Genomic DNA, 14,628 nt, shown 5'->3' on the forward strand with positions numbered 1-14,628 from the left:
CCGCGCGCGGTGCGCCACACCGGCGACCGACCCGCTCACGTCTGCCGTACCGCTGTCAGCCGGCTCTGGTCGGCGGCGCTGCGCTCGACCGCGGCCAGCACGCGCTGGACCCGCAACCCGTCGTCGAACGACGGGGACGGCGCGGCGCCGGAGGCGATCGCCTGTACGAAGTCCTTCACCTCGTGGGTGAAGGTGTGCTCGTAGCCGAGGCCGTGACCCGGTGGCCACCACGCCCCCGCGTACGGGTGCCCCGGCTCGGTGACCAGCACCCGGCGGAACCCCGCCTCCTCGGCGGGCAGGGCGTGGTCGTGAAACCAGAGCTCGTTCATGGCCTCGAAGTCGAACGCCACGCTGGCGGCCGAGCCGTTGATCTCGATGCGCAGCGCGTTCTTACGCCCGGTGGCGAACCGGGTGGCCTCGAACGAGGCCAGCGCGCCACCGCTGAACCTGCCGATGAACAGCGCCGCGTCATCGACGTCCACCTCCCCCGTCTCGGCACCGCCGACGCCGGCCGACAGCCCGGCGGAGGTCTCGGCCAGCGGGCGCCGGGTGATGAAGGTCTCGGTCAGCGCCGAGACCTGCGTCAGGTGCTGACCGGTGATGAACTGCGCGGTGTCGATGATGTGCGCGCCGATGTCGCCCAGCGCCCCGGACCCGGCGAGTTCCCTTCGCAGCCGCCACACCAGCGGGAAGTCCGGATCGACGATCCAGTCCTGCAGGTACTGCGCCCGCACGTGCCGGATCTCGCCCAGCCTCCCCTCTGCCACCCAGCGGGCGGCGAGCGCGATCGCGGGCACCCGCCGGTAGTTGAACGCCACCATCGCGTGGACCCCGCGGGCCGCGGCCGCCCGTGCCGCGTCCGCCATGGCCTCGGCCTCGGCGACCGTGTTGGCCAGCGGTTTCTCGCACAGCACGTGCTTGCCGGCCTCCAGCGCGGCGATCGCGATCCGCGCGTGCGAATCACCGGGGGTGCAGATGTCGACCACGTCGACGTCCTCACGGGCGATCAGCTCGCGCCAGTCGGTCTCGACCGCCGCCCAGCCCATCTGCTCGGCCGCCCGCGCCGTGCCCTCGGCCGAGCGGCCGCACAGCGCCGCCATCACCGGCCGGACCGGCAGATCGAAGAACGCCGGCGCGCTGCGCCAGGCCTGGGAGTGCACCCGGCCCATGAACGCGTAGCCGACCATGCCGATGCCCAGCCTCGGGCGTTCCCCTCCTGCCGTTCCCGACGCCGGCCCCGGTGTCGGCGTCGATCCGGGCGTGGCCTCGTCCGTCTGAGCCATCAGGACTCGAATCCCAGCGGCAGGTAGGCGTCCACGTTCTCCTTGGTGATCGTCTCCGAGGCCAGGGTGATCGACTGGGGTACCTGGTTCTCCACCAGATCGCTCATCCCCTTGCCCTGGGCGATCAGGCGGGCCAGCTTGATCGCCGAGGAGGCCATCGTGGGACTGTAGGTCACCGTCGCCTCCAGCACCCCCGTACCCGCCTTGATGTCGCGCATCGCGTTGGCCGACCCGGCGCCACCGACCATGAAGAACTCGCTGCGCCCGGCCTCCTTGATCGCGGCCAGCACGCCGATGCCCTGGTCGTCGTCGTGGTTCCAGATCGCGTCGATCTTCTTGTGCGCCTGCATCAGGTTCGCCGCGACCTTGGTCCCCGACTCCACGGTGAACTGCGCGTCCTGCTTGGCCGTCACCGCGAACCCGTACGTCTTCAGCGCGTCCTCGAACCCCTTGCTGCGGTCCTGGGTCAGCGGCAGCGTCGCGATGCCCTGGATCTCCAGGATCACCGGGTTGGCCACCCCCTTGTCCTTGAGCTTCTTGCCGATGTAGTGGCCGGCCGCGACGCCCATGCCGTAGTTGTCGCCGCCGATCCAGGTGCGGTACGACAGCTTGTCGGGGAAGACCCGGTCCAGGTTGATCACCGGGATGCCCGCGTCCGAGGCCTGGCGGGCGATCTGGTTGAGCTGCTGGCCGTCGTTCGGCAGGATCACCAGGGCGGCGACCTTCGCCGCGATCAGCGACTCCACCGCGGAGATCTGCGCGTTGATGTCATTGGTCGGCTCGACCGGCTTGAACTCGATGTCGGCGTACTGCTTGGCCGTGGCCTCGGCGTTCTTGGCGATCGCGGCGATCCAGCCGTGATCGGCCGCGGGCGCCGAGAAGCCGATGACCACCTTGTCGCCGGGCGCGTCGTTACCGCCGGTGGCGGCCGCCGGCGCCGGCGCCGAGCTCGCCGCGCCGGCCGGTGCGGCCACCTCGTTGCCGGTGCACGCGGTCACCAGCGCACCCGCGCCGATGACCGCACCGCCGAGCAGGAAACCCCTGCGAGCGACCTTCTCTGTCATGATCCTGCTCCTTCTTGGGGGGGGAACTGGGAGGTGGAGGCGTGGCGCGCCCCGCGGACCCCTGACCGGTCCGCGGGACGCGGGTCCAGGCTCTGTCCGGCGGATCCTGCCGCGGCGAGGGCCGGCCGGGCCGGTCTCTCCCGAGGCTGCGGAAACGTGGTGAGATGCCTCCTGACCTCGGGATACGGAAGATCCGCCGGACCGGCATCAGGTTCGTGAGGTGAGGGCGCGCCGCTGGAGCAGCACCGCCACCACGATGATCAGGCCCTTGGCCACCAGCTGGTCGCTGGTGTTGAGCCCGTTGAGAATGAACAGGTTCGTGATCACAGTGAAGATCAGCAGACCCAGGATCGATCCGATGATCGACCCGCGCCCCCCGGTCAGCAGCGTGCCGCCGATGATGACCGCCGCGATCGCGTCCAGCTCGTACAGATCTCCGTGCGTGGAGGAACCCGTCGTGGTCCTGGCCATGATCAGAACCGCCGCGATCCCGCAGCACAGCCCCGACAGCGCGTACAGCAACACCGTGTGGCGGCGCACGTCGATGCCCGCCAGCCGGGCCGCCTCGGGGTTGCCGCCCACCGCGTAGGTGCGCCGGCCGAACGTGGTGCGGTTCAGCACCACCCATCCGGCCAGTACCACCAGCGCGAAGATGTAGACCAGCAGCGGGATGCCCAGCACCCGGGTCGTCGACAGTTCCACGATCATCTCGTTGCCCTGCTGCACCAGCTGGGTGCGCCGGTCGGACATCCGCTGGGCCAGTCCCCTGGCGGCCACCAGCATCGCCAGCGTCGCGATGAAGGGCACCATCCGCCCGTAGGAGATCAGCAGCCCGTTGACCAGGCCCGCCCCGGTACCGACCAGCACCGCGCACACGATCATCACGAGCGGGCCGTAGGACTGGGTGGCCAGCGTGGTCGCCCACACCGACGCCAGCGCCATCACCGCGCCAACCGACAGGTCGATGCCCCCACCGATGATCACGAAGGTCATGCCGACCGTGATCACCCCGATGGTCGCGGCCAGCGACAGGATGCTCACCAGATTGGAGGTGGTCGCGAAGGTGTCGGGCACCGTGACCAGGCCCACCACCGCCAGCAGTACCAGCGCGACCACCAGCCCGAGGTGGCGCATCTCCCCGAGACGGGTCAGTGGGCTCACCACGGCGGGTTCACGGGCCGGCGTCTCGACGCGCTCGTCCGCGGGCGACTTCACCGGAGCCCCGCCGGGGTGTTCTCGAAGCGACGAGAGATGACGTTCATGAGGACCTGCCGGTTCCTTTCACCAGTCCCGGTGCTCCCGGTCGACAGGGATGTCACAGGGCACTTCCTTCCATGATCATGTCGAGGACGGCGTGTTCGTCCAGCTCACCGGCCCCGGCCTCGCGGATGACCCGGCCCTCCCGCAGGACCAGCACCCGATCGGCCAGCCCCAGCACCTCGGGCACCTCGCTGGAGACCAGCAACACCCCGATCCCCTCATCGGCCAGCCGCCGCACCAGCGCGTACAGCTCCGCCCGAGCCCCCACGTCCACCCCCCGGGTGGGCTCGTCCAGCAGCAGCAGCTTGCGGTCGTTGAGCAGCCACCGCGCCAGCACCGCCTTCTGCTGGTTGCCACCGGAAAGCGTCTTGACCGGCCGCTCGGGATCGGCCGGCCGGATGTCCAGGGCCCGCACCATCTCCCGCGCGTCCGCGGCCTCGCGGCGGCGGTCCATCCATCCCAGCCGCGAGTAGCGGCCCAGGCTGGCCAGGCTGATGTTGCGCGACACGCTCTGGTCCAGCAGCAGGGCCTGCGCCTTGCGCTCCTCCGGGGCCAGCCCCATCCCCAGCCGGACCGTGCCCGTCGTACCGCCCCCGCGCACCGGCCGCCCCTCCAGGAGCACCTGCCCCGAGAACCTCCGCGCCCCGTACACCGCCTCGATGATCTCCGAGCGGCCCGAGCCGACCAGTCCGGCCAGCCCCACGATCTCCCCCGCCCGCACCGAGAACGACACGTCGGCGAAGACGCCGGGCACGGTGAGCCCCTCGACCCGCAGCACCTCGGCCCCCGCGACGCGTTCCGCGCGGCGCGGCGGGAAGACGTACTCGACCTCGCGGCCGGTCATCAACGCCACCACCCGCGAGGTCGGAGTCTGCTTGGCCGGCAATCCCACCGCGACCGTGCGACCGTCCTTGAGCACCGTCACCCGATCCCCGATCTCGCGGATCTCCTCCAGCCGGTGCGAGATGTAGACCACCGCGACCCCCTGGGCGGTCAGCTCCCGGATGATCCGGAACAGGTTGCCCACCTCGTCATGGGCCAGCGCCGCCGACGGCTCGTCCATGATGATCAACCGGGTGTCGTGTGACAGCGCCCGCGCCATGCTCACCACCTGCTTGGCCGCCGGCGACAGCCGTCCCACCTCTGTCGACGGGTGGATCTCACCGTGCCCCAGCCGGGCCAGCAGCTCCCGCGTCGCCCGCGCCGCCCTCCCCCGTCCGACGAACCCCAGCCGGGCCGGCTCGTGTCCGAGGAAGACGTTCTCCGCCACACTCAGCCCGTCCACCAGGTCGAGCTCCTGGTAGATCGTGGAGATGCCGAGCCTGATCGCGGCGATCGGGCTCGACAGCCGCACGTCCGCGCCGTTCAACGTGATGGTGCCCTCGTCGGGCTGGTGAGCGCCCGCCAGGGTCTTGATCAGAGTGGACTTCCCGGCGCCGTTCTGGCCGAGCAGGCAGTGCACCTCACCGGGCAGCACTTCCAGGTCGACGCCGTCCAGGGCACGCACACCGGGGAACTGCTTGACGATCCCCCGCATGCGCAGCAGGGGGGTGGCTTCGGACATGGGGCCTCACTGGTTCGTCGTCGGGCCGAGAGGACGTGATCGCCGCAGGCCCCACCCGCCCAGGTGCGGCTCGACGAGCCGGTCGGGTTCCGCACGCGGCGACCGTGGTGACCCGACTCACAGCACCTCCTCGCCCGGAGTGGGATGTGCAGAAGCTAACCCCCTTCGGCTGGATTTGTGAAGAGCTTTTAACTAACAGTCCGTCGACTTTTGCAGAAATCAGCAAAAGTCCCGGCCCCGTCCCCGGCGCGGACAGCAGAAGGGGCGCCCCCGGCGTGGGGGCGCCCCTTGAGCCTCAGGACCGCCGGAACGCGGCCCGCGGCGTCAGAGCATGGCCTTCATGGAGGCGCTCGCCTGCTGGCCGAGAGTGGTCGGGGTCAGGTACGGCTGCTCGGCGAGGATCGCCTGCCAGTTGTCGCGGATGTCCTCCACCGTGTGGTCGTCCTGCCGCCAGCCGGGCCCCTCGGCCACGAACACCCGGGCGATCCGGCCGCCGCCGACGCTGAAGACCTCGCCGCTGGTCTCACAGGCCTCGTGCGCCAGGAAGGTCACCAGGGCGCTGACCCGCTCCGCGGTGAACTTGGCCTCGAACTCGGCGGGGAGGAGTTCCTCGGTCATCCGGGTCCAGGCGACCGGCGCGATCGCGTTGGCCTTGATCCCGGCCCTGGCCCCCTCGATACCGAGCGTCTTGGTGAGGCCGACCAGGCCCATCTTGGCCGTGGAGTAGTTGGCCTGGCCGAAGTTGCCGAACAGCCCGGCGGGCGAGGAGGTGTTGACGATCCGGCCGTACCCCTGCTCCTTGAGGTACGGGAACGCCTCCCGGCTGACCAGGAACGAACCGCGGACGTGGACGGCGAGAACCTGGTCGAACGCCTCGACGCTCATCTTGCCGAAGGACTTGTCCCGCAGGATGCCGGCGTTGTTGACGACGATGTCCAGCCGCCCGAAGGCGTCGATCGCGGTCTGGACGATCGCCTTGGCCCCCTCGGGGGTCGCGACGTTGTCGGTGCTGGCGGCCGCCTCGCCACCGTTCTTCCTGATCAGCTCGACCACCTCGGCGGCGGGTCCGGTGGAGGCCCCGGTGCCGTCCAGCGCCCCGCCCAGGTCATTGACGACCACCTTGGCACCGCGCTCGGCGAGCGACAGCGCGTGCGAACGGCCGAGACCGTGTCCGGCGCCGGTGATGACCGCGACCCTGCCGTCAAACCGCAGCTCTGACATCCGCAACCCTCCTACGAGAACATAATTCTAGTCCTCTGAACAATAGCTTGCTTGCCCCCGGCGATGCCATCACGGGCGCCCCGGACCTCCGGCGACGCCCCCGGAAGCGGCCGACCACCTTTCGGATAAAGGCCCCAAAATCCCCAGGGCGGTAACCAAAAAATAGGAGATCATTGCGCATAGTAAGCGAGCGTGTTAATTTCTGCTAAAGTTTCTGCCCCATACGGGCGAGGGTCAATGATGACACCCCTCATTTCCCAACAGGGCCCCGCCCAACAATTCGGGCTGGAGGCCCCATATGTCCTTATCGCCGCCCCTGCGCGTGATCCAATGGGCCACCGGCGCAGTCGGCAGGTACTCCCTGCGCAGCCTCATCACCCGGCCGGAGTTCGAACTGGTCGGGGTGCTGGTCTACGACCCGGACAAGGTGGGACGGGACGCGGGGCTCCTCGTGGGACTTCCCGAGGCCGGTGTCCTCTGCACCGACGACGTCGAGGAGATCCTCGCCCTGGAGGCCGACTGCGTGCTGCACATGCCGCTGCCGACCTTCTACTTCGGCGGGGGCCATCCGAACGACGTGGAGACCATCTGCGCGCTGCTCGCCAGCGGCAAGAACGTCGTCACCACCACCGGGTTCGTCTACCCCAAGTGCTATGGCCCGACGGTGGTGACCCGCCTGGAGGCCGCCTGCCGGGCGGGAGGGACGTCCCTGCACGGCACGGGCGTCAACCCCGGTTTCATGAGCGACATGCTGCCGCTCACGCTGACCGGCCTGTCCAGCAGGGTCGACCACATCTACGTCCGGGAGTCGTCCGACTTCCGGGGCCACCCCTCCCGGCAGATCGTGGTGGACCTGTTCGGCTTCACCCGCTCGGCCAAGGACTACACCACCGGAGTGCGCCCCTTCCGCGCCTTCCAGCGCTCGCTGTTCGCCGAGAGCGTCCAGTTCGTCGCCGACAACCTCGGCGTGACCCTCGACGAGGTCGAGGAGAGCGACGAGTTCGAACTCGCCTCAGAGGAGTTCGAGATCGCCGCGGGACTGGTCAGGGCGGGCACCGTGTGCGCCTCCCGTTGGATGTTCAGCGGGCTGGTCCGCGGCCGCCCCCTGATGACCGTGGAATGCGTCTACAAGGCCGACGCCACCCGGGTGGCACGCTGGGCCGACCCAGGCTTCAGCGTCCACATCGAGGGCATGCCCCAGCTGATGCTCACCGTCAGCGAGATCTCCCACGGGCTGGCCGGCGCGGCCGCCCATGCCGTGAACTCCGTGGCCGCCCTCTGCGCCGCCCCACCGGGCATCCGTACCGCCCTGGACCTCCCCCTGACGACCGGCCGGGGCACCGTCCGCCTCGCCTGAGGAAGCACCGCCGGGCATCGCGCGGGCGAGCCGTACCGTGACCGGGAAACCCGCCGCCGCCGATTAGAGCTATCCGGTATTTAACACTTTTGCCGAAATAAGCGGATTCTCCGCCCAGCCGACGCGTCGATCACCCGCGCCGTGTTCACCCATCCGGAGATCGGCCATCGAATTCACCGGGACACCGAAGGTCAGAGCTCATGGAACATCCTCTTACCCGACCAAACGGAAATTCCCCTCAAAAATCAGGAGTGCGGGGTGAAACGCCCGAAACGACCCTGGTGGTACAGGAGCGGGCGACCGCCGGGTTCGAGGCTCGTCTCGGTGACGAGTCCGACGACCAGGATGTGATCACCGATGTCGACGGTGGAGTGGGTGGCACAGACCAGGTGGGCCGAGACACCGTCCAGCAGCGGGACGCCCAGGTGCCCCGGCACCCAGGAGGTGGGTGCGGCGAAGCGGTCGACGCCCTTCCTCGCGAAGCGCGCGGCCAGCTCGGCCTGATCGCTGGCCAGCACGTTCACCGCGAAGTGATCGGCCTGCCGGAGCCAGGGCCAGGTGCTCGACGACTGGTCCACGTAGAAGGAGACCAGCGGGGGCGTAAGACTGACGGATGAGAACGAGGTGGCCGTGAGACCGACCGGTACGCCCTCGAACTGCGCCGTGACGACGACGACCCCGGCCGCGTGAACGGCCAGCGCCTGCCGGAACCGCTCCGCGTCGACCGCTCGGCCGGACAGGGTCTCGGTCATGACACCTCTCCCAGGGACGGGTGGGGTACCGCCAAGATGCTCCACTTGGTCACTTTTCCCCCTCCGAGGAATAAAAGACACTTCTCAGAACCCATTAATGCCGCCATCTCTTCCCGGCGTCACGCGGGAGCCCGCTGCCCGAGTGCCGCCGCCACCTGCGGGGCGACCCGTTCGACCCAGGGGCCGAGGACCGCGTCGAAGTCGGCGAGCTGCGTTTCCAGCAGCGCGAGGCCCGGCGTGGGAACGACGGCGCCCAGCTCCACCAGCAACGGCCGGAGGTGCACCTCCACCGCCAGAGAGTGCTTGGCGTCCCCCATCACCAGCAGCGGAAGCGCGACGGCCGAGGCCAGGGCGCCACCCGGCAGCCGGTCGAGGAACGTCTTGAGCAGGCCGGTGTAGGTGGCCTTGTAGGTCGGGCTGGCCACCACCAGCACATCGGCACCCGCGACCAGCTCCAACGCGGCCCTCACCTCCGGCGCCGTCTCCGGGGCGAACAGCAGCGGAGCCAGGACCGCCAGATCGACGACCTCGGGAGCCTCCCGAACCCCGATCCGCCGGGCCACGGCCTCCGCCGCCGAGTTGGCCGCTCCGTGAGTACGCGACCCGGGTCGCGGGTTTCCCACCACGGTCACGATGCTCATGAGGCCACCGATGCTTTCTGGTCGAAACAGGTCAGATAGCAGCTCATACCGGACAAGTTACGCACTCCTCCAGACTAAGTCAATATTTCCTACTTGTTTTGCATGAAATCTCTGGAGGGCCCGGCTCCGGCGACCCCCTTCAACCGAACCATGTTCTATTCGAGATCCCGTACCGTCATACCATGAAGCTGGAAAAGGAGATCTCCGGCGACGGTCGCTTCGTCAGGCAGCAGAACCGGTTCACGACGCGGATCGAGGCGGGCGGCGAGCATCCGCCGGAGCCCGGCCGCTACCAGATCTACGCCTCCTACGCCTGCCCGTGGGCGCACCGCTCGCTCATCGTCCGCGAGTTGCTGGGCCTGCGGGAGGTGGTCGGGGTGACGATCGTCGATCCGATCAGGGACGAGAAGGGCTGGCGGATGCCCGGCGGCGATCCGGTGACGGGGGCGGAGTACCTCTCCGAGCTCTACCTGGCGACCGATCCCGGCTACCAGGGCCGCTACACGGTGCCCTGTGTCTGGGACATCGCCGCCGAGCGCCTGGTCACCAACGACTACCCGCAGATCACCCTCACCCTGGAGACGGCCTTCGCACCGTGGCACGCCGAGGGCGCACCCGACCTCTACCCCGAGGAACTGCGCGAGGAGATCGACGCGCTGAACGAAGTGATCTTCCATGGCCTCAACAACGGTGTCTACCGGGCCGGGTTCGCCCGCTCCCAGGAGGCGTACGACGAGGCGGTCGCCGGCGTGTTCGCCACGCTCGACCTGCTGGAGGAGCGCCTGACCGGCCGGCGCCGCCTGCATGGCGACACGCTCACCGAGAGCGACGTGCGGCTCTACCCCACGCTCGCCAGGTTCGACGCGGTCTACAACTCGCACTTCAAGTGCTCGGTGCGACGGCTCGTCGACTACCCGGCCCTGTGGGCCTACGCCCGCGAGCTGTACGCCCTTCCCGCGTTCCGCGACACGACCGACTTCGACCAGATCAAACGGCACTACTTCGTGACGCAGACGAACGTCAACCCGAGCGGGATCGTGCCCCGGGGGCCGGAGATCGACTGGACCGCTCCCTGACGCGGTCACCCGGAAGCCCTGAAAGTTTCATCGGGCAAATCGGTCATTCACCCGGTCAGCGGGCGGCCCCGGAGGGGGGACGATTGACTGCGGGCGAAACGCGCTGGAAACATCGGCACATCCTCGTGGTGGGAGCGCTCCCACAGGGACGCTCCCACCCGGCGCTCCCACCGCGAGGCGCATCCCCTGCGTAAAGGACCCCCCGTGATCAGACCACCTGCCTGGCTCGCTCTCGCCACGGCCGCCGCCCTGGTGACCCTGACCCCACTGCCCGCCGCCGCGGACGGTCCCGAACAGATCGTCAACGGCACCTTCGACACCGGCACCGCCCCCTGGTGGAGCACCGGCAACACCGCGCTGGAGATCGAGGCCGGACGGCTCTGCGCGGACATCCCCGGTGGCACCGTCAACCCGTGGGACGTCATCGTCGGCCAGAACGACATCCCCCTGGTCAAGGACGAGACGTACGAGTTCTCCTTCTTCGGCGTCGCGACGCCCGGCCGCGTCGCCAGGGCCCTCGTCCAGCTCCCGGTCGACCCCTACACCCAGTACCTGTCGGCCAACCCCGAGCTGAGCGTGTCGGGCAACGACTACCGCTACACCTTCACCTCACCGGTGGACCTGCCAGGCGCACAGGTGGCGTTCCAACTCGGGGGCAGCGCCACCCCGTGGAGGTTCTGCGTGGACGACGTCTCCCTGAAAGGCGGAGCCGAACCCGACGTCTACCGGCCGGACACCGGGCCCCGGGTCCGGGTGAACATGGTCGGCTACCTGCCCACCGGGCCGAAGAGGGCCACGCTCGTCACCGAGGAGACGGAGCCGGTGGGCTGGAGGCTCCGGCGCGGCGGGCAGCTCGTCGCGCAGGGCGACACCGTCCCGCGCGGCGTCGACGGAAGCTCCGGCCAGAACACGCACTCGATCGACTTCGGCTCGGCCCCCGGCATCGCCCCCGGCACCGGCTACACGCTGGAGGCCGACGGCGAGACCAGCCGCCCGTTCGACATCGGCGCCGGTGTCTACGACGAGCTCAGGAATGACGCGCTGAAGTTCTACTACACCCAGCGCAGCGGCATCCCGATCCTCGACACCCTCCGCCCCGGCTACGGCAGGCCCGCCGGGCACGCGGGCGTGGCCCCCAACCAGGGCGACGTCGAGGTGCCCTGCCAGCCGGGCGTCTGCGACTACACGCTGAACGTCAAGGGTGGCTGGTACGACGCGGGCGACCACGGCAAGTACGTCGTCAACGGCGGCATCTCCGTCCACCAGCTGATGTCCGCCTTCGAGCGCGCCAAGGCCGACGGCGTCCACTCCGACGGCGACCTCGACATCCCCGAGAGCGGGAACGGGGTCCCCGACATCCTCGACGAGGCCCGCTGGGAGCAGGAGTTCCTGCTCAGCATGCAGGTCCCCGACGGGAAGCCGTACGCGGGAATGGCCCACCACAAGATCCACGACGCCGCGTGGACCGGCCTGCCCCTCATGCCCCACCTGGACCCCCAGCGACGCGAGCTGCACCCGGTCTCCACGGCCGCCACCCTCAACCTGGCCGCCACAGCGGCCCAGGCCGCCCGTCTCTTCGCCCCTTACGACGCCGCGTTCGCCGCGCGCAACCTCACCGCGGCGAGGAAGGCGTGGGCGGCGGCGAAGGCGAACCCCACGCGGTACGCGGACCCGGCCGACGGGGTGGGCGGCGGCGCCTACAACGACGACAACGTGACCGACGAGTTCTACTGGGCCGCCGCCGAGCTCTATCTCACCACCGCCGAGAAGGAGTTCAGGGACTACGTGCTCGCCTCACCGCACCACACCGGCGACGTCTGGCGCGACCGGGGCTTCGACTGGGGCAACACCGCCCAGCTCGGCCGCCTGCAGCTGGCGGCCGTGCCCAACGCGCTCACCGACCGGGCGCGGGTGCGCCAGTCGGTCCTGGAAGGCGCGGACAAGTATCTCGCCGTCCAGAAGGCCCACCCGTACGGCGTTCCCTACAACCCGGCGGAGTACGACTGGGGTTCCAGCCACCAGGTGATCAACAACATGATCGTGATGGCCGTCGCCCACGACCTGAGCGGCGAGGCGAAGTACCACGAGGGGGTGCTTGAAGGGCTGGACTACCTCTTCGGGCGCAACGCCCTCAACCAGTCGTACGTGACCGGCTACGGCGAAGTCGCCTCGAAGAACCAGCACAGCCGCTGGTACGCCCGCCAGCTCGACCCGTCCCTGCCCAACCCGCCGCGCGGCACCCTGGCCGGCGGCCCGAACTCCAGCATTCAGGACCCGGTGGCCCAGGCCAAGCTCAGGGGTTGCGCGCCCCAGTTCTGCTACATCGACGACATCGAGTCGTGGTCCACCAACGAGCTGACCATCAACTGGAACTCCCCGCTCGCCTGGATCGCCTCCTACCTGGACACCCCCGCCGCCGCCGGTGAGTGCAAGGTGACCTACACCAACCACGGCCAGTGGCCGGAGGGGTTCAACACCCAGGTCACCGTCACCAACACCGGCAGCAAGGCCATCGACGGCTGGACCCTGAAGTGGTCCTTCCTCGGCGGCCAGACCGTCCGGCGGCACTGGAGCGCCGACATCTCCCAGGACGGCGCGACCGTGACCGCCAGGAACCTCAGCTGGAACAAGACCATCAGCCCCGGTGACTCGGTCACCTTCGGCTTCATCGGCGCCGACGCCCCCGGCCCCAACCCCAAGCCGGAACGCCTCCTCCTCAACGGCACCCTGTGCAGGTGACCGGCAGGGTATGACCTCATATATCCCTAGCTGGGCATCTGCATCGATGCCCAGTGGTTATCAACCTTGACGTATCACGGATTATATAATCGATGACATATAGCCTCACGGGCCGTGAGGCTATATGTCATCGAGATCGAGCCCGAGATCCGGTCTTGGCTTGAGTCACTCTCCGAGCGCGACTATGTCAAGGTCGAGGCCTTGGCCGACCTCCTCTCAGAACAGGCTGAGACGCTGGACGAGCCGTACTCCAAGCACCTTGGCGGCAAAGTGCGTGAGCTACGCCTCTCACTCACGCGCCGGCAGGTCAGGATCACTTACTGGCTCGCTCCGCGACGGCGAATCGTCCTTCTCACCGTCTTCACCAAGACACGCCGCAGGGAGACCGGTCAGGTTGAACGCGCTCGTCGAGCACAGGTCGAATGTGAGAATCTTCATGTGGTCGCTTCAGAGGTCTACGACCGCGTCTGGAAGGACTGAGTGGGGTATGGCTCACAGCACGTGGAAGCGGACCGGCGCCGAGCGCCGTGCCGACGCCTACCAGGAAGCCCGCGAGGCTTTGCTCCTGGGACAACAGGTCTACAACCGCCGAATGGAACTCGGTCTCTCGCAGGCGGAGCTGGCCGAGCGTGCCGGCATGACGCAGCCGCAGGTGTCCCGCCTGGAAACCGGAGGGGTCACCCCCACGTTGACGCTGCTCCGCCGTCTAGCGAAGGCGCTGGACGCCGAATTGAGCGTCACGTTCAGACCTCACGCGGCCGCCTGACGCGGCCACGACGGGTCTGCGGAGCCATCGATTCGAGGTCCAGGCACGCATGGTTTCCGAAATCCCAATAATGGTCTTGCCCCTTCGCGATGAAGGACCGTGAGCGGCCTAAGCTGGGAGCGTGATCGAGGACATCTGGGTGGACCCCGCCGTCAGCGCGCTCAGGCCGGACTTCGCGGTGCTGGTGATAGGGGTGTACGGGCTGCACAACGGGCCGACGGACGACAGGTCGAGGGCCTGGCTGGCGGAGGCCGCCGAGAAGGCGGTGGCGGCCGACGACGCGAGGGTCGAGGCGTGGCGGGAAACGTACCGGGCATTCGGCGCCAAGCCCCAGCGGACCCGGCCCTCGGTGGACGCCCTGGTCAGGCGGATGCCACCGCCGGAGATCAACCGGGTGGTCGACGCCTACAACGCGATCAGCATCAGGTACGGCCTGCCGATCGGCGGAGAGGACCTGACCCGCTACGAGGGGACGGCGAGGCTGGTGCGCGCGGCCGGTGACGAGCCGTTCGAGGTCGTCGAGAGAGGCGAGCCGGCGATCGACCACCCGGAGATCGGCGAGGTCGTCTGGCGGGACGACAGGGGAGTCACCTGCCGCCGGTGGAACTGGCGGCAGTGCGTCCGCACCCGGATCACCGAGGAGACGACGGACGCGCTGTTCCTGCTGGAGCGACTCGCACCCCTGTCCATCGAGGAGTTGCGGACCGCCGGAGACGAACTGGTCGGCCTGCTCGAAGATGTTACCCCGGAGATACAGACAGAATCCCGACTGGTCGGATTTGACTGACAAAGCTCCCCGAATCCAGCTGACCAGCGACTCAGCGGGCGCAACGGCTACCCAGGAGGTGACCGTTTTAAACGGGTCTGAGAGGATCGACAAGGAAGCTGCGGCCAGAGTGGCGCAG

Annotated in this window: 13 protein-coding genes; 6 read left to right on the forward strand and 7 right to left on the reverse strand. The window is 68.9% G+C overall.

All coding sequences use genetic code 11. From position 1 onward, the window contains the following. Positions 1-35: 35 nt before the first annotated feature. From AB0J58_RS36810 to AB0J58_RS36830, 5 genes are all read right to left on the reverse strand, one after another. Positions 36-1,283, reverse strand: a complete 1,248-nt coding sequence (locus tag AB0J58_RS36810) for a Gfo/Idh/MocA family oxidoreductase (RefSeq protein WP_364224561.1) — start codon at positions 1,281-1,283, stop codon at positions 36-38. Further along, entirely contained in the window at positions 1,283-2,347 is a 1,065-nt protein-coding gene (locus tag AB0J58_RS36815; protein ID WP_364224563.1) for an ABC transporter substrate-binding protein, read from the reverse strand. Before AB0J58_RS36815 ends, AB0J58_RS36810 begins: the two co-directional genes overlap by 1 nt. A 207-nt stretch (positions 2,348-2,554) precedes the next feature. Next, positions 2,555-3,562, reverse strand: coding sequence for an ABC transporter permease (locus AB0J58_RS36820; protein WP_364224565.1), 1,008 nt, complete (start codon positions 3,560-3,562; stop codon positions 2,555-2,557). Positions 3,563-3,662: 100 nt separating this feature from the next. Beyond that, complete coding sequence (locus tag AB0J58_RS36825; protein ID WP_364224567.1) at positions 3,663-5,171, reverse strand: sugar ABC transporter ATP-binding protein; 1,509 nt, start codon at positions 5,169-5,171, stop codon at positions 3,663-3,665. Positions 5,172-5,495: 324 nt separating this feature from the next. Next, positions 5,496-6,392, reverse strand: a complete 897-nt coding sequence (locus AB0J58_RS36830) for an SDR family oxidoreductase (RefSeq protein WP_364224569.1) — start codon at positions 6,390-6,392, stop codon at positions 5,496-5,498. Positions 6,393-6,690: 298 nt separating this feature from the next. Here AB0J58_RS36830 and AB0J58_RS36835 point away from each other — a divergent pair, with 298 nt between their 5' ends. Continuing rightward, complete coding sequence (locus tag AB0J58_RS36835; RefSeq protein WP_364224571.1) at positions 6,691-7,749, forward strand: dihydrodipicolinate reductase; 1,059 nt, start codon at positions 6,691-6,693, stop codon at positions 7,747-7,749. A gap of 245 nt (positions 7,750-7,994) precedes the next feature. Here AB0J58_RS36835 and AB0J58_RS36840 read toward each other — a convergent pair whose 3' ends face one another. Further along, positions 7,995-8,501: a flavin reductase family protein gene (locus AB0J58_RS36840; RefSeq protein WP_364224573.1), complete on the reverse strand. Its 507-nt coding sequence runs from the start codon at positions 8,499-8,501 to the stop codon at positions 7,995-7,997. A gap of 119 nt (positions 8,502-8,620) precedes the next feature. After that, on the reverse strand, positions 8,621-9,142 hold the full coding sequence (locus tag AB0J58_RS36845) for an NADPH-dependent FMN reductase (RefSeq protein ID WP_364224575.1): 522 nt from the start codon (positions 9,140-9,142) through the stop codon (positions 8,621-8,623). Between the two features lie 182 nt (positions 9,143-9,324). Here AB0J58_RS36845 and AB0J58_RS36850 point away from each other — a divergent pair, with 182 nt between their 5' ends. The 5 genes from AB0J58_RS36850 to AB0J58_RS36870 all read left to right on the forward strand — a co-directional run bounded on the left by AB0J58_RS36850 (position 9,325) and on the right by AB0J58_RS36870 (position 14,510). Beyond that, the gene (locus tag AB0J58_RS36850; protein ID WP_364224577.1) at positions 9,325-10,218 is read left to right on the forward strand and encodes a glutathione S-transferase C-terminal domain-containing protein; all 894 of its coding nucleotides are present in this window, start codon (positions 9,325-9,327) and stop codon (positions 10,216-10,218) included. A 204-nt stretch (positions 10,219-10,422) separates the two neighbouring features. After that, on the forward strand, positions 10,423-12,957 hold the full coding sequence (locus AB0J58_RS36855; protein WP_364224579.1) for a glycoside hydrolase family 9 protein: 2,535 nt from the start codon (positions 10,423-10,425) through the stop codon (positions 12,955-12,957). 114 nt (positions 12,958-13,071) lie between these two features. Continuing rightward, positions 13,072-13,437 (forward strand): type II toxin-antitoxin system RelE/ParE family toxin, encoded by a 366-nt coding sequence (locus tag AB0J58_RS36860; protein WP_364224581.1) that lies wholly within the window; start codon positions 13,072-13,074, stop codon positions 13,435-13,437. A gap of 7 nt (positions 13,438-13,444) precedes the next feature. Next, on the forward strand, positions 13,445-13,723 hold the full coding sequence (locus AB0J58_RS36865) for a helix-turn-helix transcriptional regulator (protein WP_364224583.1): 279 nt from the start codon (positions 13,445-13,447) through the stop codon (positions 13,721-13,723). Between the two features lie 121 nt (positions 13,724-13,844). Further along, on the forward strand, positions 13,845-14,510 hold the full coding sequence (locus AB0J58_RS36870; protein WP_364224585.1) for a phenylalanine--tRNA ligase beta subunit-related protein: 666 nt from the start codon (positions 13,845-13,847) through the stop codon (positions 14,508-14,510). The last annotated feature ends 118 nt before the right edge of the window (positions 14,511-14,628 follow it).

The sequence above is a fragment of the Streptosporangium sp. NPDC049644 genome, assembly GCF_040675205.1.
Taxonomy (GTDB): Bacteria; Actinomycetota; Actinomycetes; order Streptosporangiales; family Streptosporangiaceae; genus Streptosporangium; species Streptosporangium fukuiense.

Coding starts and splice junctions, on each gene's coding strand:
- AB0J58_RS36835 (WP_364224571.1), top strand. CDS start 6,691: ATGTCCTTATCGCCGCCCCTGCGCGTGATCCAATGGGCCACCGGCGCA.
- AB0J58_RS36810 (WP_364224561.1), bottom strand. CDS start 1,283: ATGGCTCAGACGGACGAGGCCACGCCCGGATCGACGCCGACACCGGGG.
- AB0J58_RS36845 (WP_364224575.1), bottom strand. CDS start 9,142: ATGAGCATCGTGACCGTGGTGGGAAACCCGCGACCCGGGTCGCGTACT.
- AB0J58_RS36830 (WP_364224569.1), bottom strand. CDS start 6,392: ATGTCAGAGCTGCGGTTTGACGGCAGGGTCGCGGTCATCACCGGCGCC.
- AB0J58_RS36815 (WP_364224563.1), bottom strand. CDS start 2,347: ATGACAGAGAAGGTCGCTCGCAGGGGTTTCCTGCTCGGCGGTGCGGTC.
- AB0J58_RS36840 (WP_364224573.1), bottom strand. CDS start 8,501: ATGACCGAGACCCTGTCCGGCCGAGCGGTCGACGCGGAGCGGTTCCGG.
- AB0J58_RS36865 (WP_364224583.1), top strand. CDS start 13,445: ATGGCTCACAGCACGTGGAAGCGGACCGGCGCCGAGCGCCGTGCCGAC.
- AB0J58_RS36850 (WP_364224577.1), top strand. CDS start 9,325: ATGAAGCTGGAAAAGGAGATCTCCGGCGACGGTCGCTTCGTCAGGCAG.
- AB0J58_RS36825 (WP_364224567.1), bottom strand. CDS start 5,171: ATGTCCGAAGCCACCCCCCTGCTGCGCATGCGGGGGATCGTCAAGCAG.